22 protein-coding genes are annotated in these 17,373 nt (G+C 70.7%); 13 read left to right on the forward strand and 9 right to left on the reverse strand.

Features of this window, described 5'->3' with window-relative positions:
- The first annotated feature begins 57 nt into the window (after positions 1 to 57).
- Positions 58 to 639, forward strand: a complete 582-nt coding sequence (locus Q8Q71_RS09150; RefSeq protein ID WP_305759278.1) for an NAD(P)H-dependent oxidoreductase — start codon at positions 58 to 60, stop codon at positions 637 to 639.
- 53 nt (positions 640 to 692) lie between these two features.
- Here Q8Q71_RS09150 and Q8Q71_RS09155 read toward each other — a convergent pair whose 3' ends face one another.
- The 3 genes from Q8Q71_RS09155 to Q8Q71_RS09165 all read right to left on the reverse strand — a co-directional run bounded on the left by Q8Q71_RS09155 (position 693) and on the right by Q8Q71_RS09165 (position 1,734).
- A complete protein-coding gene (locus tag Q8Q71_RS09155) occupies positions 693 to 1,037 on the reverse strand; it encodes a beta-L-arabinofuranosidase domain-containing protein (RefSeq protein WP_371315945.1) in 345 nt (114 codons plus the stop codon).
- Positions 1,034 to 1,390 (reverse strand): beta-L-arabinofuranosidase domain-containing protein, encoded by a 357-nt coding sequence (locus tag Q8Q71_RS09160; protein ID WP_305759456.1) that lies wholly within the window; start codon positions 1,388 to 1,390, stop codon positions 1,034 to 1,036. Before Q8Q71_RS09160 ends, Q8Q71_RS09155 begins: the two co-directional genes overlap by 4 nt.
- 161 nt (positions 1,391 to 1,551) lie before the next feature.
- Complete coding sequence (locus Q8Q71_RS09165; protein ID WP_055828753.1) at positions 1,552 to 1,734, reverse strand: DUF3606 domain-containing protein; 183 nt, start codon at positions 1,732 to 1,734, stop codon at positions 1,552 to 1,554.
- Between the two features lie 131 nt (positions 1,735 to 1,865).
- Here Q8Q71_RS09165 and pyk point away from each other — a divergent pair, with 131 nt between their 5' ends.
- Genes pyk through Q8Q71_RS09180 form a run of 3 tightly spaced genes read left to right on the forward strand, consistent with a single transcriptional unit; the run spans position 1,866 to position 4,668 of the window.
- The gene (gene pyk, locus Q8Q71_RS09170; protein WP_305759279.1) at positions 1,866 to 3,305 is read left to right on the forward strand and encodes a pyruvate kinase; all 1,440 of its coding nucleotides are present in this window, start codon (positions 1,866 to 1,868) and stop codon (positions 3,303 to 3,305) included.
- Positions 3,306 to 3,320: 15 nt separating this feature from the next.
- A complete protein-coding gene (locus tag Q8Q71_RS09175) occupies positions 3,321 to 4,361 on the forward strand; it encodes a DNA adenine methylase (RefSeq protein WP_305759280.1) in 1,041 nt (346 codons plus the stop codon).
- Between the two features lie 46 nt (positions 4,362 to 4,407).
- A complete protein-coding gene (locus tag Q8Q71_RS09180; protein WP_305759281.1) occupies positions 4,408 to 4,668 on the forward strand; it encodes a hypothetical protein in 261 nt (86 codons plus the stop codon).
- Here Q8Q71_RS09180 and Q8Q71_RS09185 read toward each other — a convergent pair.
- The 5 genes from Q8Q71_RS09185 to Q8Q71_RS09205 are packed head-to-tail and all read right to left on the reverse strand — an operon-like array spanning position 4,665 to position 7,884.
- Positions 4,665 to 5,276 (reverse strand): ribonuclease HII, encoded by a 612-nt coding sequence (locus Q8Q71_RS09185; protein WP_305759282.1) that lies wholly within the window; start codon positions 5,274 to 5,276, stop codon positions 4,665 to 4,667. The two genes, Q8Q71_RS09180 and Q8Q71_RS09185, sit on opposite strands and share 4 nt — an antisense overlap.
- A 59-nt stretch (positions 5,277 to 5,335) precedes the next feature.
- On the reverse strand, positions 5,336 to 5,923 hold the full coding sequence (locus Q8Q71_RS09190) for a DNA-3-methyladenine glycosylase I (protein WP_305759283.1): 588 nt from the start codon (positions 5,921 to 5,923) through the stop codon (positions 5,336 to 5,338).
- Between the two features lie 27 nt (positions 5,924 to 5,950).
- Positions 5,951 to 6,616, reverse strand: a complete 666-nt coding sequence (locus tag Q8Q71_RS09195) for a cyclase family protein (protein ID WP_305759284.1) — start codon at positions 6,614 to 6,616, stop codon at positions 5,951 to 5,953.
- Positions 6,613 to 7,401: a folate-binding protein YgfZ gene (locus Q8Q71_RS09200; RefSeq protein ID WP_305759285.1), complete on the reverse strand. Its 789-nt coding sequence runs from the start codon at positions 7,399 to 7,401 to the stop codon at positions 6,613 to 6,615. Before Q8Q71_RS09200 ends, Q8Q71_RS09195 begins: the two co-directional genes overlap by 4 nt.
- A 48-nt stretch (positions 7,402 to 7,449) precedes the next feature.
- Positions 7,450 to 7,884: a hypothetical protein gene (locus Q8Q71_RS09205; protein ID WP_305759286.1), complete on the reverse strand. Its 435-nt coding sequence runs from the start codon at positions 7,882 to 7,884 to the stop codon at positions 7,450 to 7,452.
- A 99-nt stretch (positions 7,885 to 7,983) separates the two neighbouring features.
- Between Q8Q71_RS09205 and Q8Q71_RS09210 the strand changes: the two genes are divergently transcribed.
- From Q8Q71_RS09210 to Q8Q71_RS09225, 4 genes are all read left to right on the forward strand, one after another.
- Entirely contained in the window at positions 7,984 to 8,943 is a 960-nt protein-coding gene (locus Q8Q71_RS09210) for a glycosyltransferase family 9 protein (protein WP_305759287.1), read from the forward strand.
- Positions 8,944 to 8,976: 33 nt separating this feature from the next.
- Positions 8,977 to 10,311: a dihydroorotase gene (locus tag Q8Q71_RS09215; RefSeq protein ID WP_305759288.1), complete on the forward strand. Its 1,335-nt coding sequence runs from the start codon at positions 8,977 to 8,979 to the stop codon at positions 10,309 to 10,311.
- Complete coding sequence (locus tag Q8Q71_RS09220) at positions 10,308 to 11,039, forward strand: prephenate dehydrogenase (protein WP_305759289.1); 732 nt, start codon at positions 10,308 to 10,310, stop codon at positions 11,037 to 11,039. Before Q8Q71_RS09215 ends, Q8Q71_RS09220 begins: the two co-directional genes overlap by 4 nt.
- A gap of 631 nt (positions 11,040 to 11,670) precedes the next feature.
- Positions 11,671 to 12,165, forward strand: coding sequence for a hypothetical protein (locus tag Q8Q71_RS09225; protein WP_305759290.1), 495 nt, complete (start codon positions 11,671 to 11,673; stop codon positions 12,163 to 12,165).
- A 27-nt stretch (positions 12,166 to 12,192) separates the two neighbouring features.
- Here Q8Q71_RS09225 and erpA read toward each other — a convergent pair whose 3' ends face one another.
- Positions 12,193 to 12,570 (reverse strand): iron-sulfur cluster insertion protein ErpA, encoded by a 378-nt coding sequence (gene erpA, locus Q8Q71_RS09230; protein WP_305759291.1) that lies wholly within the window; start codon positions 12,568 to 12,570, stop codon positions 12,193 to 12,195.
- A 63-nt stretch (positions 12,571 to 12,633) separates the two neighbouring features.
- Between erpA and Q8Q71_RS09235 the strand changes: the two genes are divergently transcribed.
- The 5 genes from Q8Q71_RS09235 to scpB all read left to right on the forward strand — a co-directional run bounded on the left by Q8Q71_RS09235 (position 12,634) and on the right by scpB (position 17,176).
- Positions 12,634 to 13,809: a deoxyguanosinetriphosphate triphosphohydrolase gene (locus Q8Q71_RS09235; protein WP_371315946.1), complete on the forward strand. Its 1,176-nt coding sequence runs from the start codon at positions 12,634 to 12,636 to the stop codon at positions 13,807 to 13,809.
- 75 nt (positions 13,810 to 13,884) lie between these two features.
- The gene (locus tag Q8Q71_RS09240; RefSeq protein ID WP_305759292.1) at positions 13,885 to 14,637 is read left to right on the forward strand and encodes an SPOR domain-containing protein; all 753 of its coding nucleotides are present in this window, start codon (positions 13,885 to 13,887) and stop codon (positions 14,635 to 14,637) included.
- A gap of 7 nt (positions 14,638 to 14,644) precedes the next feature.
- On the forward strand, positions 14,645 to 15,694 hold the full coding sequence (gene nagZ / locus Q8Q71_RS09245; RefSeq protein WP_305759293.1) for a beta-N-acetylhexosaminidase: 1,050 nt from the start codon (positions 14,645 to 14,647) through the stop codon (positions 15,692 to 15,694).
- 4 nt (positions 15,695 to 15,698) lie between these two features.
- On the forward strand, positions 15,699 to 16,520 hold the full coding sequence (locus Q8Q71_RS09250; protein WP_305759294.1) for a ScpA family protein: 822 nt from the start codon (positions 15,699 to 15,701) through the stop codon (positions 16,518 to 16,520).
- Positions 16,517 to 17,176 (forward strand): SMC-Scp complex subunit ScpB, encoded by a 660-nt coding sequence (gene scpB, locus Q8Q71_RS09255; RefSeq protein ID WP_305759295.1) that lies wholly within the window; start codon positions 16,517 to 16,519, stop codon positions 17,174 to 17,176. Before Q8Q71_RS09250 ends, scpB begins: the two co-directional genes overlap by 4 nt.
- Positions 17,177 to 17,373: the final 197 nt, after the last annotated feature.

A 17,373-nucleotide genomic window follows, 5' to 3' on the forward strand; every position in this document is an offset into this window, starting at 1 on the left:
CGCCAGCGCCGGCGCCGCCCATGCCTGTGGCGTGGAAGGCGCGAGGGAGTCCGTAACGTGACCCGCATCCTCATCCTCGACGGCCACCCCGATCCGGATCCCGCGCGCTATTGTCACGCCCTGGCCGCCAGCTATGCGCAGGGCGCCGCCGGGACCGGGCATGTGATCCACCGCACGAACCTGTCGGATCTCGACTTTCCGGACCTTCGGTCCAGAAGCGACTGGGAGGAGGGCCCGACGCCGGCCGCGATCCTCGCCCTGCAGGATCAGCTGGCCTGGGCCGAGCATATCGTGATCGTCTATCCGCTCTGGCTGGGCGGCATGCCGGCGCGACTGAAGGCCCTGCTCGAACAGGCCTTCCGTCCCGCCTTCGCCTTCGGCGGCAAGGCGGTCTCGCCGGGCGGCGGCAAGCTGAAGGGGCGTTCCGCGCGGATCGTGGTCACGATGGGGATGCCGGCCGCCGCCTACCGGGTCTTCTACTTCGCCCACTCGCTGCGCAGCCTGAAGCGCAACATCCTCGCCCTCGTCGGCATCGGACCGGTCCGGGACACCATCATCGGCGCGGTCGAGACCCGGTCGGACGAGAGCCGCAAGCGGTGTCTGCAGCGCCTGCGCCGGATGGGCGAACAGGCCGCCTGACACCGGCGGCCTGTCAGGTCACGGCGCGACGTCCAGGGTCAGCACCTCGTAGATCACCAGATCTCCGCCCGTGGCCCGCAGGGTGACGACGGCGGCCGCCTCGTCCGGGGGCAGGGGCAGGTCGAGCGACAGGAAGGCGTCCCGCCGTCGGCCATGCCGACCTTCACCCCCAGGGCGCCCGGCGTCCCGGCCAGATCGTGGGCGGCCAGCAGGCCGGCGTGGACCTTGTGCCAGGCGTAGATCGGAACCCAGCCGTCGTTGAGGCCGAAGGGGGTGACCCGGATTTCGCCGCGACGCAGTTGCTCGAAGACCCGCTTGCCGTCGACCGCGCCGGTCTGCCCCCACAGGGTCGCGCCGCCCACATAGCCGTCGCCGTGGGCGGCCTGGATTCGCGTCATCTCAGCGACCGTGTCGGCGAGGCGCCGGCGCAGGAGAGGATCGTCGGTGTTGGCGACCAGAAGCGCGCAACCGCTGAGATAGTGCCCAGGCTGTGGCCCGCGATGCTCTGGGCCTCCCATCCGCCATAGATGTCTCCCCGGGGCGGCAGGTTGGCCGCCTTGTGGAAATTATGCAGCAGGCGATCAGGCGACAGCGAGGCCAGCCAGGCGCGATTGGCGGCCTGGGCGTCGGCGAAAATGGACGGCTTCAGGGTCACGTGGCGCGCCGGAACCGGCTTGACGGATTGGCGCCGGGCGCCGGCGAATGCGGGACGGGCGAAGGCAAGGCCGGCCGCCGCGGTCGCCGTGCTCATCAACCGGCGTCGGGTCATGCGACCCGCCTGGATGGCGTCCATGCTTTCCTCGCGCGGGCCCGCGCCGCCTTGCCGCGACGGTCCCGGCCGGCGCCTTGGCAATGGTATCACCAGTCAAAATGCAATCATCTGTGAGAACAGATATGGCGGACCCCGACGTCTCAGCGCTTCTTGCCCAGCTCGGCGGCGATGTCCTTGACGTTGCGGCCCGCCTTGCGATGGGCGGCGGTCAGCTGCTCGCGGGTCACGCCCCAGCGCTTCATCCAGTGTTCGACGGCCTGGCGCTCGGACAGGTCCAGCCGGTCCTTGTCGATGAAACCGCGCTTGTCCTTCAGGCCCGCCATCGCTCGCTCCTCTCGTCAGCCGCCCCGACACCTAGCGCATAACTTCGTGTTTCGCGCCCCGAACCGGCCTTAAACCCGCGCGCTTTCATGGCAGAAGGGGGGAATCGCCCCTCAAGGCCTATGGACATTCTATGAAAAGAGCCCGGCGCGCCCGCATCGTCGCGACCCTGGGACCCGCCAGCCGGGCCCCCGGCATGGTCAAGGCCCTGGCCCAGGCCGGGGTCGACGTCTTCCGTCTGAACTTCAGCCACGGCTCGCACGACGATCATGCGGCGGCGCTGAAGGCCGTCCGCGGGGCGGAGCTGGCGCTGAAACGGCCGCTGGGCGTGCTGGCCGACCTGCAGGGCCCCAAGCTGCGGCTGGGCCGGTTCGCCGACGTCGAGATCGACGTGAAGCCGGGTCACAAGATGCGGTTCGACCTCGATCCCACGCCCGGCGACGAGACGCGGGTGCAGATGCCGCATCCGGAAATCTTCAGGGCCCTGCGCACCGGCATGCTGCTGCTGCTCGACGACGGGCGCGTGCGGCTGCGGGTCGGCGAGCGGACTGACGAATGGGCGGATGTGACCGTCGAGAGCGGCTCCAAACTGTCCGACCGCAAGGGCGTGGCCGTGCCCGAGGCGGTGGTGCCGGTCTCGGCCCTGACCCCCAAGGACCGCGAGGACCTGGCCTTCGCCCTGCGCATCGGCGTCGACTGGGTGGCGCTGAGCTTCGTCCAGAAGGCCGAGGACATGGCCGAGCTGAAGCAGATCGTGAAGGGCCGCGCCGCCTGCCTCGCCAAGATCGAAAAGCCCCAGGCCCTGCTCGAGCTGGAGAGCATCCTCGACTACTGCGACGGGGTGATGGTCGCGCGCGGCGACCTGGGCGTCGAGCTGGACCCGGAAGAGGTGCCGGTGGCCCAGAAGCAGATCATCCGCGCCGCCCGCCAGCGTGGCGTGCCGGTGATCGTGGCCACCCAGATGCTGGAATCCATGACCTCGGCGCCGGCGCCGACCCGGGCCGAGGCCTCCGACGTGGCCAACGCCGTCTACGAGGGCGCGGACGCCCTGATGCTGTCGGCCGAGACGGCGTCCGGCGACTATCCGCTGGAATCGGTCGGCATCATGAACCGGATCATCGAGCGGGTGGAGCGAGACCCCATCTGGCCCAGCCTGATGGACGCCGAACACGCCGGCATGGACGACATCGACGCCGACGCCCTGGTGGCCGCCGCCCGCAAGGCGGCCGAGGCCCAGTCCACCGCCTGTATCGTGGTCTTCACCACCCTGGGCGGGACGGCGCGGCGGATGGCGCGCGAGCGGCCGCTGCAGCCGATTCTGGCCCTGACTCCCAATCCGGACACCGCCCGGCGGCTGTCGCTGGTGTGGGGGCTTGAAAACCGGCTGGGCCGCGAACCGGCGTCCCTGGAGGACGTCACCGACGACGCGGTCAGCAGCGCCGTGGCCTACGGCCTCGCCGAGCCCGGCCAGCGGGTCCTGATCCTGGCCGGAACCCCCTTCGGCGCGCCGGGGGCTGCGAATCTGCTGAGACTGGCCCATGCTCCGACCAAGGGCGGCAAGGCGCGCGCCTGATCCCCAGGGGTCGGCATGATCAAATACATCGGCTCCAAGCGGGCGTTGCTGGCGCAGATCGCGACCGCGATCCGCGGACAGCTGCCCGGCGGCGGGACCGTATGCGACCTGTTCTCCGGCTCGGCGAGGGTCGGCCACGCCCTCAAGCGCGAGGGGTTCCGGGTCTGGTCGAACGACCACAACGCCTATGCCCATGTGTTGGCGACCGCCTATGTGCAGGCGGATCGGGAGCGGTGGCTGGAGCGGGCCGAAGAGGTGCTCGCCGAACTGCGCGCGGTGACGCCGCAGGCCGGCTGGTTCACCCGGGCCTTCTGCGAGGACGCCCGTTATTTCACGCCCGCGAACGGCGCCGTCATCGACGCCATGCGCGACCGGATCGCCGCCATGGCCCTGGAGCCGGAGCTGGAGGCCATCGCCCTGGTCAGTTTGATGGAAGCCGCCGACCGGGTGGATTCCACGGCCGGCCTGCAGATGGCCTATATGAAACAGTGGGCGGCGCGGGCGCTGAAGCCGCTGGAGCTGCGCATGCCCGACATCCTGCCGGGCGTGGCGGGCGGGCCGTGCCGGGCGACCCGCCGGGACGCGGTCGAACTGGCGCCCGAGGTCGAGGCCGACCTCGTCTACCTGGACCCGCCCTACAACCAGCATTCCTACCTCGGCAACTACCACTGCTGGGAGAGTCTGGTGCTGTGGGACAAGCCCGAGACCTATGGCGTCGCCAACAAGCGGATCGACGTCCGCACCCGCAAGAGCGCCTTCAACAGCCGACCCGGCATCGCCCCGGCGCTGCAGGCGGTGATCGGGGGGCTCAAGGCGCCGAACCTGATCGTCTCGTTCAACGACGAGGGCTATCTGGGCCGCGACCAGCTGGTCGGCATGCTGTCCGGCCGGGGCGAGGTGCAGGTCATCGAGATCGCCCGCCCGCGCTACGTCGGCGCCCGCATCGGCATCCACAATCCGCAAGGTGAGAAGGTCGGGGCCGTGGGCCGTCTGCGGAACGTGGAATATCTGTTCGTGGTCAGCGAGCGGCCGGTCCGCCTCGCCGACGCAGCGTGAGCGCCAGCGTACGGAACGCGACCGACTCTCCGTCCGTTACGGCGCCATGGATACGATGCCCCTCACCCCTTCGCGTCGCCTCTATGCCCGCCAGACCTACGGCCGGGCGGCCGACGCCTTCGATGCGGTGGCCTGGCGCCCGCCTGAGCCGCGCCGGTTCGACTCCCGCGTGGCCAACGATCCGGTGGTCCCGGAGCCCACGCTGAAGGAACTGGCCGCCGACCTGCCCGGCTGGGTGACGGTGGTCGCCGGCGGCGCGGTCGCGGCCCTGATGGGCGCCCTGCTCGGCGGGGCGCTGGCCCTCTAGGTTTCCAGCAACGCCCGGATCGGGGCCCAGCCGCGCCGGTGGGCCGGGCAGGGGCCGAGGGTCCGCAGCGCCGACTGATGCACGGGCGCATTGTACCCCTTGTGCCCGGCGAAGCCGTAGCCGGGGTATTCGGCGTCCAGCTCGACCATCAGCCGGTCCCGCGCCGTCTTGGCCAGGATCGAGGCCGCCGCGATCGACAGCGACAGGCCGTCGCCGCCCACCACCGTCTGGACGTCGCACGGCAGTCTGAAGCGGTAGTTGCCGTCCACCAGCGCCGCGACCGGCTGGACCGACATCGCCTCGACCGCGCGGCACATGGCCAGGCCGGTGGCGTGCAGGATGTTGAGCTCGGCGATCTCCTCGACCGAGGCGAAGCCGACGCCCCAGGCGACGGCCCGGGCCTTGATCTCGATCTCCAGCGCCTCGCGCCGGGCGTGGGTCAGGGCCTTGGAGTCGTCGATGCCCTCCGGCAGATCGTCGGGGTTCAGGATCACCGCCCCGGCCGAGACCGGCCCCGCCCACGGACCACGCCCCGCCTCGTCCACGCCGCACACCGGTCCGCCGCTGGACTGGATCAGCAACAGTTCGAGGCCCAGGGTCGGAAACACGCGCGCGACCTTGGGCCCGGCGTTAAGCTTTGCCTTTGCAGGGGATTTCGACGGAGTCTTCACCGCCCGGCCATCGCACGAACCTGCCGGTGACGGAAGCATTCGACACCGTGATCGTTGACCATGCCCACAGCCTGCATGAAGGCGTAGACGATCACCGGGCCGCAGAAGGTGAAGCCTCGCTTCTTCAGCGCCTTCGCCATGGCCTCGGACTCCGGCGTGGCGACGGGCCGTCCCGCACTGTCGGGCCACTGGTTCTGGATCGGCGCCCTGCCGACGAACGACCATAGCCATTCGGAAAAGTCCTCGCCGCCGTCGCGCATCTCCAGCCAGATCTTCGCGCCCTTGATCGCGCTGTTGATCTTGGCCCGCGAGCGGATGATCCGCGCGTCGCCCAGCAGCCGCCCGATATCGGCCTCGCCGTAGCCGGCGACGATCTCCGGGTCGAAGCCGTCGAAGGCCTCGCGCATCCCCTCGCGCTTCCTCAGGATGGTGATCCAGGCCAGCCCCGCCTGGAAGCCGTCCAGCACCAGCTTCTCCCACAGGGCCCGGGCGTCATACTCGGGCACGCCCCATTCCTCGTCGTGATAGGCGACGTACAGCGGATCGATCCCGCACCAGGCGCAGCGGTGGAGTGAGTCGGCCATGGGGGCAGGGTAGCGGATCGAGGTCGTTCACCCCACCTCCGCGAACGCCCGCACGGGAAACGTCCCGAAGGCCTTCACCTTCGGCGGGGCGGCGGTGAAGCGGAAGCCCTCGTCGGGCAGCAGCTCCAGCCCGCGCATGTGTTCGCAGATCGGTATGCCCGCCCCCAGCAGCCGGGTGTGGACCGGCCGGACCCGGGTGCGGGTGTCGTCGATGTTATGGGAATCGACGCCGACCAGGGCCGCGCCCGCCTCGACCAGGAAGGCGGCGGCGGCCTCGGTCAGGAAGGGGTGGTCCTCGAAATAGGCGTCGGTGCGCCAGTGGCGGGCCCAGCCGGTGTGGACCAGCACGGCCTTGCCGCGCAGGTCGAGGCCGGCGAACCGGTCGGCGTCGACGGCCTGCAGGCCCTGCGCCCGCACCACCAGCCCCGGCAGGCCGGCGACCCGTTCGAGGCCGACCTCGCTCAGATCCTCGCCGTCGGCGTAGCGGTGAAACGGGCTGTCCAGATAGGTGCCGGTGTTGCCGACCATCTCGATCCGCCCGATCTGGAATTCGGTCCCGGGATCGTAGTTCGCCCACGACGCCTCGCGGCTCAGATGGTCGCAGATCAGCGGCGCGGGCAGGCCCTTGTAGGTGATCATGCCCGCTTCGATGGTGTGGCTGAGGTCGATCAGGCGAGGGCGGGTATCGGTCATGCGGGCATCCATCCGGGCCGGCGCACTTCGACCGGCCGGCCGTCGACGGTCAAGGCGCCCTCCAGCCGGTCCAGCCGCAACAGGGCCATGGCTGCGCCGTCGCGGCCGCCAAGCACCTCGCCGGCCCGAAGCTCGCCGTTCAGCACCTCGGCTCCGAAGGCCGGGGCCGGGCCCTCGAAGGCGAGGGGCAGCATGCGGGTCTTGATGCTTCCCCGCCGCTTCATGCGCGAGGTCGTCTCCTGGCCGACGAAACAGCCCTTCTGGAAGTCGATGCCGTTCAGCAGGTCGAAATCGGCTTCGATCGGATACATCCTGTCCGACGGAGCGTCGGCGGCCGGGTCGGGAACGCCGACCGCGAGACGGTGGGCCTGCCAGTCGTCCTCGCCCGCATCGGTCAACGGATCGCCGCCGAGGCGGCGGCCGCCGAGCGCGCGCGCGCGCGGGTCCGCGACGAAGCCCTCGGGCAGATCGCCGCCCCAGGCCGCGAACACCGGGCGTTCGTCCGCCTCGACCGTGACCTGCGCCCGCAGGCGGTACATGGCCAGCCGCTGCATCAGGGCCTCCCGACGGTCGGCGGCGACGTCGAGCGTCACCGCGCCCGCCTCGCCCCACAGGAACAGGTCGAACAGCAGCCGGCCCGGCGGCGACAGCAGGGCGCCGAAGCGCAGGTCGCCGTCGGCCAGGGTCTCGACGTCCTGCGTCAGCAGATTGTGCAGGAACGGGCGGGCGTCGGGCCCCGAGACCCGGACAAGGGCGCGGCTGTCGAGGCGGGCGATTCTCGTCATGCCCCGAAGATAGGGCTTCGCGCCCGCCGATGCATCGGTAGGCGCCGCCTAGATGCAGGAGCCCCAGGTCGGCGTGCCGGGACGCGCCACCAGTTCATCCACGGTCGTCCGCATGGCCTCCGGGTCGGCAGTCAATACCTCCTCCAGTCCCTCCTCCCTGTAGGCGGCGCACATCGACGGATCGCCCAGGCCCGCGAGGTTCTGGCTCTTGAATCCCGCGAGTCCCTCCGTCGTCATGCCATTGGCCAGGGCATAGGCGTCCAGCCGTTCGACCTGGCGACGCAGTTCCGCCTGAAACTCCGGAGCTGTCTCCGGGGTGCAGGTTCGGGCCGCCTCGGCGATCCCGGAATAGAGGGCGATGGCGCACAGGACGCCCTCGCCGGCCGCCTTTTCCCGCGGCGCGGATTGCGGGGCCGCGCTCGCCGCCGGAACCCCCGCCGCCAGAACGACGGCGACGACGGCAGCCCATTTCGATCGCATCATCAGTCTTGTCCCGTTGCCACAGCAACCTAGGCCATGGCGCCGCCTTTGCGAACCTCGGCGGCGCTGACCGAAATCCGAGAATCCGTATACGGTGCATCCATGACGGGACGGTTCCCCATCCTCTACATCGCCGAGGCGGACGCGAGCGACGCCATCCTGTCGTCGGGGGTGCTCGCCTATATGGTCGAGGCCATGCCGCAGGCGAGCTTCACCGTGGTCGGATCGGCGAAGAGCGCGCCCCTGTTCGCCGACACGCCGCGGCTGGACCGGTTGATCGTGCTGGAGCGGGACAGCCGGCTGGACTGGCTCGGCCTGTGGGGCAAGGTGCGCGAGACGCGCTGGGGGCTGGTGGTCGACATGCGCGGCTCGACCCTGTCGGGCAAGCTGAAGCGGCAAAAGCGGGCCGTGCGCGGGGCCTGGGAGGCGGGCGTCCACGCCGTGGAGCAGGCGGCGCGGGTGCTGCAGCTGGAGGAGGTTCCGGCGCCGAAGCTGTTCGTCTCGGAGGCGACCCGGGCCAAGGCGGACGCCCTGATCCCGGCTGAAGAGGTTCCCCTGCTGGCCCTCGGCCCCGGCGCCGGCTGGATGGGCAAGGTCTGGCCGTCCGAGCGCTACGCCAAGGTCGCCGTCGCCCTGGTCGGCGAGGGCGGTCCGCTGGAGGGCGGCCGGGTGATCGTGGTCGGCGACGACAACGCCCGCGAGGCGGCCCACGTCGTCCGCCTGTCGCTGCCGCGCAACCGGGTCACCGAACTGCAGGGGCGGCTGAGCCGGCTGGAGGCGGTCGCGGCCCTGGGACGGTCGGCGCTCTATATCGGGGCCGACACCCTCTGGACCGATCTGGCCGTGGCTTCCGGCGTCCCGGTGGTGGCGGCCTTCGGGCCATCGGACGAGGCCGAGCACGGACCGTGGGGCGGCATCGCGGTGCGGGGGCCGCGCTCGGTCGAGGAGTTCCGCAAGATCGACCCCAATCTGAACCAGGCCATCCAGCACATGAACGACCTGCCGGCCGATCGCGTGCTGAAGGCGGCGCGGACGCTGCTCGACCGGCGCGCGACGGCCTAGAACCTTCGGCCGCGCGGGGCTAAGGGACGGGGCATGACCCAGACATATGACCTGATCGTCCGCGGCGGCGAAGTCGCGAACCACGCGGGGCGCGGCCGCGCCGACGTCGGGGTGATCGACGGCCGCATCGCCTTCGTCGGCGACCTGTCGCGGGCCAGCGCGGGCGAGACGGTCGACGCCGCCGGCCTGACCGTCCTGCCTGGCGTCATCGACACCCAGGTCCATTTCCGCGAGCCGGGGCTGGAGTGGAAGGAAGACCTCGAGAGCGGCAGCCGCGCGGCGGCCCTGGGCGGAGTGACGGCCGTGTTCGAGATGCCGAACACCGAGCCCAACACCACCGACCCGGACACCCTCGCCGACAAGCTGGACCGCGCCCGCGACCGGATGTGGACCGACCACGCCTTCTACATCGGCGGCACCCACGAGAACGCCCGCCACCTCGCCGAGCTGGAGCGCCTGCCGGGATGCTGCGGCGTCAAGGTGTTCATGGGGGCCTCGACCGGCACCCTGCTGGTCGCCGACGACGACGGGGTGCGCGAGGTGCTGCGCCATGTGAAGCGCCGCGCCACCTTCCACTCCGAGGACGAATACCGGCTGGTCGAGCGCCGCCCGCTGGCCCGCCCGGGCGACTGGACCAGCCACCCCGAGGTGCGCGACGCCGAAAGCGCCATCCGCTCCACTCGCCGGCTGGTGGGTCTGGCCCGCGAGGTCGGCGCCCGCATCCATGTGCTGCACGTCTCGACCGCCGAGGAGGTCCGCTTCCTGGCCGACCACAAGGACGTCGCCACCGCCGAGGTGACGCCCCAACACCTGACCCTGGACGGCGACGAGGCCTACGCCCGGCTCAAGGGCTACGCCCAGATGAACCCGCCGATCCGCAACGCCGCCCACATCGCGGGGCTGTGGACCGGGATCGAGCAGGGGGTGTTCGACGTGCTGGGTTCGGACCACGCCCCGCACACGATCGAGGAGAAGGCCCGGCCCTATCCGGCCTCGCCCTCGGGCATGCCGGGGGTGCAGACCCTGGTGCCGGTGATGTTGACCCATGTGGCCCATGGGCGGCTGTCGCTGGACCGGTTCATCGACCTGACCTCGCACGGCGCCAACCGGGTGTTCGGCATCGCCGGCAAGGGCCGGATGGCCGAGGGGTATGACGCGGATCTGACCCTCGTCGACCTGAAGGCGAAGCACGTCATCCGCCACGCCGACATGGCCACCCGCGCCGGCTGGACGCCGTTCGACGGCTTCGAGGCGACCGGCAAGGCCACGGCCACCATCGTGCGCGGTCGGGTGGTGATGAAGGACGGCGAACTGATCGGCGCCGCCCACGGCCGGCCGGTGCGGTTCCAGGAGACCCTGGGGGCGTGAAGACGCAGCGCCTGGGTCTGATCGGCTTCGGCGCCTTCGGCCGGTTGACGGCCCGACACCTGGCTCCGCATTTCGAAATCCTCGCCCACGATCCGGCCGCGACCGACGATCTGGACGGCCTTGTCCGGCTGGCGGACCTGGCGGAGACCGCCGCCTGTCCCGTGGTCGTCCTCGCCGTGCCGGTCGAGGCGCTGGAAGCGACGGTGGCGGCCATCGCGCCCCATGTCGCGCCCGGCGCCCTGGTGCTGGATGTCGGTTCGGTGAAGGTGAAGCCGGCCGGGATCATGGCGGCCGGCCTGCCGCCGTCGGCGCAGATCGTCGGGACCCACCCCCTGTTCGGGCCGCAGAGCGGCAAGGACGGCATCGCCGGCCTGAACATCGCGGTCTGTCCGGTCCGGGGCGGGCCCGCCGCCCGCCGGGTCGCCGCCTTCTGCCGCGCGGCCCTCGGCCTGAAGGTGTTCCTCGTCTCGCCCGAGGATCACGACCGCGAGGCGGCGACGGTGCAGGGCCTGACCCATCTGATCGCCCGCGTCCTGATGGCCATGGAGCCCCTGCCGACGCGCATGACCACCGTCAGCTTCGAGCGGCTGATGCAGGCGGTCGAGCTGGTGCGCCACGATTCCCCGGCGGTGTTCAGGGCCATCGAGCGCGACAATCCCTTCGTCTCCGCCGTGCGCGAGCGCTTCTTCGACCTCGCCGGACAGGCCCGCGCCGACCTGGAGGACTAGCGTCCGCATCTTCGGTATGCTGCTCCTTCCAGCCATGCGGAAACGACCCCGCGCCGGACGGCGGGAGGGACGGGAAGGCGGCGGAGCGCCGGGCCGGAGCCCGGAGACAATTTGACTAACCGTTTCGACTCCAGACCGACGCTCCGCGCGGAGATTGTTCGGAAGCTTGCGTCCGGTGGCGGTCTTATCGCCTTACCGCAGCGCCTCCGGCGGGCGGGCCGTGCTTGCGACACGGTCCCGGACCGGACGAGTATCCCCCTCGCCCCTGACGTCCGACATCCATCGAACCCCGGGCGAACGCCTGCCTTCAGTTGGCAGGCCGGAACCGGGCCCCGCTTCTCCACATCCCGCCGCCAGATCACGCAAGGCCTCTGCGCCTCCCCCGCGACGGAACGGGGCAGAGTCTCGCACGGGTCCCACATGCGGCTACGAAATGACGCTGCTTTTCCGGAAAGACATGGAAAAACAACGGGCGGATCGCGAAAATTGCTGCGTCTGAAAATGAAATTGCAGCAGGCGTTCCGGTTCCTCCGGTCCGAAGGCGCGCGGGAATTCGGCGTCGTTGTCATCGCCCGATAGACCTTCGCTTCGACTGGTAGGGGCCATCCGCGCGCGGTGTTATCGTGGCGACATGTTCATGATCGCGATGATTGCCGCTCTGGCCGCCAGTCAGCCATCCACACAGGATCCGCCAACCCCGGATATTGTCGGCCCGAGGCAGCTTTGCTTCAAATACAGCAGCTTCCTGCTCAATGAGGGCGAGCGGGTGGTCGATGTCCGCATGGGCCTGGAGGGCATGGGCATCGAAGTGGCCGGACCCCGAGGCAGCTACAGCATCCGTGAAAGCGAAATATTCGCACCAGCCAGTCTCGGCCGACGGACGCAAAGGATGGGCGGCACCTCGTACTATCGTCTTCGCGGGCCCTTACGGTACGCAGTGACGGGCCGCACCGACTACTCGCCAGCCAGAGACACTCTGGTGCTCTGGCTGTCCGGGTCCGCGTTCACAGGTCAACCAGACGACGCATCCATCTACACCCGCGTCACCATAGCCGATCCCGCGCCGCTGCATTGCGATCACCGCTACCTGTATGGGTGGGATGTGGCGCTCGACAACGACGAGTGAGAAAGGCCGCCGCCTTCCGCCGGCCGCTCAGATCGAGAAGCTGACGCCGCAGCCGCAGCTGGAGGCCGCGTTCGGATTGCGCACCACGAACTGGGCCCCCGCCAGATCGTCGACGAAGGCGATCTCGGAGCCCTTGAGGAAGGGCAGGGAGACGGCGTCCACCAACGCCGCCTGGCCGTCGGCCTCGATGCGCAGGTCGTCGGCCTCGGCGGCCTCGACCAGCTCGAAGCGGTACTGGAAGCCCGAGCAGCCGCCGCCGTCGACCGCGACGCGCAGCAGGACCGGATGGCCCTCGGCCGCGCCCAGCTGGGCCAGCCGCTTCGCGGCGCTGTCGGACAGAGTCAGGCCGTGACCGCCGGCGGACGGCGATATCTGGAAGGCGGGGGCGGATTGGACGCTGCTCACAGGGGCCTATATGAGGCGCGGGCGGGCGATCGCAAAGCCCCGACCCTGAAAGAGCGGCACACCTTGATCCCCGAGCGCGCACCCTGGGCCGAATATCCCGAGCACAGCCGCGGCCGGCTGACGCCCGAGCCGATCAGCCGCACGCGCAACGCCTACGCCCGCGACCGCGACCGGATCATCCACTGCACCGCCTTCCGGCGCCTGAAGGAGAAGACCCAGGTCTTCGTGGCGCACGAGGGCGACCACTATCGCACCCGCCTGACCCATTCGCTGGAGGTGGCCCAGATCGCCCGGTCGCTGGCCCACGCCCTGCGGCTGGACAGCGACCTGGCCGAGACCGTGGCCCTGGCCCACGACCTGGGCCATCCGCCGTTCGGCCACGCCGGGGAGGACGAGCTGCAGGCGCAGATGCAGCCGTGGGGCGGGTTCGACCACAACGTCCAGACCTTCCGGGTGGTGACCCGGCTGGAGCATCGCTATCCCCAGTTCGAGGGGCTGAACCTGAGCTGGGAGACGGTCGAGGGGGTGGTCAAGCACAACGGCCCGGTCTCGCACCGGCTGGACGAGCCGGCGTGGCGGGCCATCGCCGACTATGCGCCGGGCTGGGACCTGCGGCTGGGCACCTTCGCCTCGCTGGAGGCCCAGGCGGCGGCCATCGCCGACGACATCGCCTACAACAACCACGACGTCGACGACGGAGTGCAGGCCGGGCTGTTCACCCTCGACGACCTGGCGCAGGTGCCGCTGATCGGGCCGGTGCTGCACGGGGTGCGCAAGGACTGGCCAGACATCGACGAGCGGATGATCCGCATCGAGGCCGTCCGGCGCCTGATCGGGACCATGGTCGAGGACGTGCTGGCCGAGACCGAGCGGCGGATCGAGGCCGCGAACATCCGCTCGTCCGAGGACGTCCGAACCGCCGATCGCATGCTGGTGGCGTTCTCGCCGGCCATGCTGGCCGACCTGGGCGTGCTGAGACAGTTCCTGTTCGAGCGGATGTACCGCCACTACCGCGTCAACCGCACCCGCAGCCAGGCGCGGCGCATCCTGGCTGAGATGTTCCAGCTGTTCATGGCTGATCCGGGCACCCTGCCGCCGGAATGGTCGGGCAAGGCCGGGACGACGGACGAGGCCCGCCGGGCCCGGGCTGTGTGCGACTACATCGCCGGCATGACCGACCGCTACGCCATCGAGGAGCACAGGAAGCTGTTCAGCCTCGACCTCGCCCTCGATCTGTGATTCGAAAGCCGGGCTGGGCGGGTTAGGATGAGCGGTCGCGCGCCGATTCGCGCGGACCGACCGGAAGGCGCGGCCATGTCCAACGAAGATCCCTATCGTCCGAACCAGGGCCGCGACCGGGGCGCCTATACGCCGCCGACCGACGACGACCTGCCGTTCAACCGCGGCGGCTACGACCCGCGCCGGGGCGGCGGCGGGGGCGGGGCCAAGGCGCCGCCGATGACGCTGATCATCTCGGGCGTGGTGCTGCTGCTTCTGATCATCGCCGTGGTGGTCTATTACCGCGCCGGCCCCCGCTCCTCCAACGACGCTCCGCCCGCGGTGGGCGCGCCGGTCGGGCAGATGAAGGCCGACGCCCCCGTGGACGCCCAGCCGATCGATCCGGAAGCGGGCATCGACGTCTATTCCGAGGCCGAGGCCCCGACCACCGCCCCGACCTTCACGCCGCCGCCGGAAGCCGTGCAGCCGCGCCCGGCGCCCCGGCCCGTCGAGACGGCCCCGAGGCCCGACCCGGTCGCGCCGACCCGCGGCGGGCCCGCCGTCGTGCCCGCGCCCAAGGCCGAGCCGCGGCCCGCGACCCCGGTCGGCGGAAGCTCCGGCGTGCAGATCGGCGCCTTCTCGACGCCCAGTCTGGCCGACCGCGAATTCGCCGCTGTCACGGCCCGCTATCCCCAGTTCACGGCCGGCGCCGACAAGCGGGTGCAGGAGGTCACCGCCTCCAACGGCTCGACCGTCTATCGCACCACCGTCACCGGCCTGAGCCGCGAACAGGCCACCGGCCTGTGCAACGCCATCAAGGCGGGCGGCGGCGACTGTTTCGTGCGTTGACCCATCGGTGACCTCGGCGGCGATCTACGGCTGTAGCGGCCATCGGCTGACGGAGGCGGAACGCGCCTTCTTCGCCGAGGCGGGGCCGTGGGGCTTCATCCTGTTCCGCCGCAATATCGACAGCCCGGACCAGGTGCGGGCCCTGACCGACGACCTGCGCGACTGCATCGGCGACGCGGAGGCTCCGATCCTGATCGACCAGGAAGGCGGCCGGGTGCAGCGGATGGGACCGCCGCACTGGCCGAAATACCCGCCGGGCGAAGCGTATCTGAAGGCGACGAACGATCCGCTTGCGGCGCGCGAACTGGTGCGGCTGGGCGCGCGGCTGATGGCGCATGACCTGAAGGCCGTGGGGATCACCGTCGACTGCCTGCCCGTGCTCGACGTCCCGGTGCCCGGCGCCCACGACATCATCGGCGACCGGGCCTACGCCCGTGATCCCGCCACGGTGGCGCAGCTGGGCCGGGCGGCGGCGGAAGGCCTGCTGGCGGGAGGCGTCCTGCCGGTGATCAAGCACATGCCGGGCCATGGCCGGGCCTTCGCCGACAGCCACCACGACCTGCCGGTGGTGCATGCCGATCTGGCGACCCTGGACGGCTGGGATTTCGCGCCGTTCAAGGCCCTGTCGGACATGCCGCTGGCCATGACCGCCCATGTGGTGTTCGACGCCATCGATCCGAAACGCCCGGCGACGACCTCGAGGAAGGCGATCCGGCTGATGCGGGATCATCTCGGCTTCGGCGGGCTGATCATGACCGATGACCTGTCGATGAAGGCGCTGTCGGGCTCCCTGGAGGAAAGGGCCGAGGCCTCGCTGGCCGCCGGGTGCGACGTCGTCCTGCACTGCAACGGCGACCTCGACGAGATGCGGCAGGTGGCTGGGGGCGTCGGCAAGCTGAAGGGCAAGGCGGGCAAGCGGGCCGCGGCGGCGCTGGCGCGGATCGTCGGGGAACCGGAGCCGCTGGACGAGCGCGAGGCGCGCGACCGGTTCGCCGCCCTGCTGGCGGGACGGATGGACGCCGCGAAGGGCCCGGACGTCGGGGAAGCGCAGGCTTGATCCCATGACCGACGCCTTCCAGCCCAATCTGGACTTCACCGCCGCCGAACAGGTCGACGCGCGGGAGGCCTTCGTCGTCGATCTGGAGGGCTACGAGGGGCCTCTGCATGTGCTGCTGGCGCTGGCGCGGACGCAGAAGGTCGATCTGCTCAAGCTGTCGATCACCCGGCTGGCGGAACAGTATCTGGCCTTCGTGCACGAGGCGCGGCGGCGGAATTTCTCGCTCGCGGCCGACTATCTCGTGATGGCCTCGTGGCTGGCCTATCTGAAGTCGCGCCTGCTGCTGCCGCGCACCGACAAGGGCAAGGGCGACGAAATGCCCGCCGAGGAGATGGCCGCGGCCCTGGCCTTCCGGCTGCAGAAGCTGGAGGCGATGCGCAAGGCGGTCGAGGCCATCACCGCCCGGCCCCAGCTGAAGCGCGACGTCTTCACCCGCGGCGATCCCGAGGCGACGGTGATCGTGCCGTCCGATCGCGTCGACGCCAGCCTGTACGAACTGATGGCGGCCTATGTGACCCAGCGCCGGCGCGAGGAGCAGCGCCACTACAACCCCGGCCAGCGGGTCGAGGCCTTCGGCCTGGAGGCGGCGCGCGACTGGCTGCGCGATATCCTGCCCCGGCTTGAGGAGTGGACGCCGCTGGAACGGGTGGCCCCGGAACGGCGCGCCGACGACGGCCCGACCCAGGCCAGCTTTACCGCCTCGACCCTGTCGGCCAGTCTGGAGCTGGTCAAGGAGGGAGCGATGGACGTGAAACAGGCCGAGGCCTTCGCCGACCTGTATCTGAAGCGGCGCGGGCGGGGTCAGCCGCTGGAGCTTGTGCCATGATCCAGTTCGCACCCGACCACGGAGAGATCGAGCGCCGCGTCGAGGCCCTGCTGTTCGCCGCGGCGGGCCCGCTGTCGGCGGCCGAGATCGCGCGCCGCCTGCCCGAGGGCGCGGACGTGGGCGGGGCCATCTCGGCCCTGCGCGAGCGCTATCAGGGGCGGGGCGTCGAGCTGGAATGCGTCGCCGACCGCTGGCGCTTCCGCACCGCCCCGGACCTGTCCTTCCTGATGACCGAGGAGCGCGAGGAGCCGCGGCGGCTGTCGAAGGCCGCGCTGGAGACCCTGGCCATCATCGCCTACCATCAGCCCTGCACCCGGGCCGAGATCGAGAGCGTGCGCGGGGTCTCCCTGTCCAAGGGCACCCTGGACCTGCTGCTGGAGATGGGTTTCGTGCGGTTGCGCGGTCGGCGGCGGACGCCGGGGCGGCCGGTGACCTACGGCACCGCCGACCGGTTCCTGGAGCATTTCGGCCTGTCCAACCTGTACGACCTGCCGGGCGTGCAGGAGATGAAGGCGGCCGGCCTGCTGGACCTGTCGATCCCGGTCGGCTTCGAGGTGCCGGATCCGTCGCGGGCCACGGACGGCGACGACGAGCCCCTGCTGCCCGGCGAGGAGGACGCTCCCGAGTTCGCCCGGGATTTCGTGGCCGAGGATTGACTGGTCCTTCTCCCCTTGCGGGAGAAGGTGGCAGCCCGAAGGGCTGAGGATGAGGGGTCGGGCGGTGTCCGACGATTGGCTTCAGGGTCGCGCGAAGTCCACGCGCATCAGTCCGACGCTGGTGTGATCCCTCATCCGACCCGCTGCGCGGGCCACCTTCTCCCGCAAGGGGAGAAGGATCAACTTGCGCCGCCGCA

The organism is Brevundimonas sp., from assembly GCF_030704825.1.
Classification (GTDB): Bacteria; Pseudomonadota; Alphaproteobacteria; order Caulobacterales; family Caulobacteraceae; genus Brevundimonas.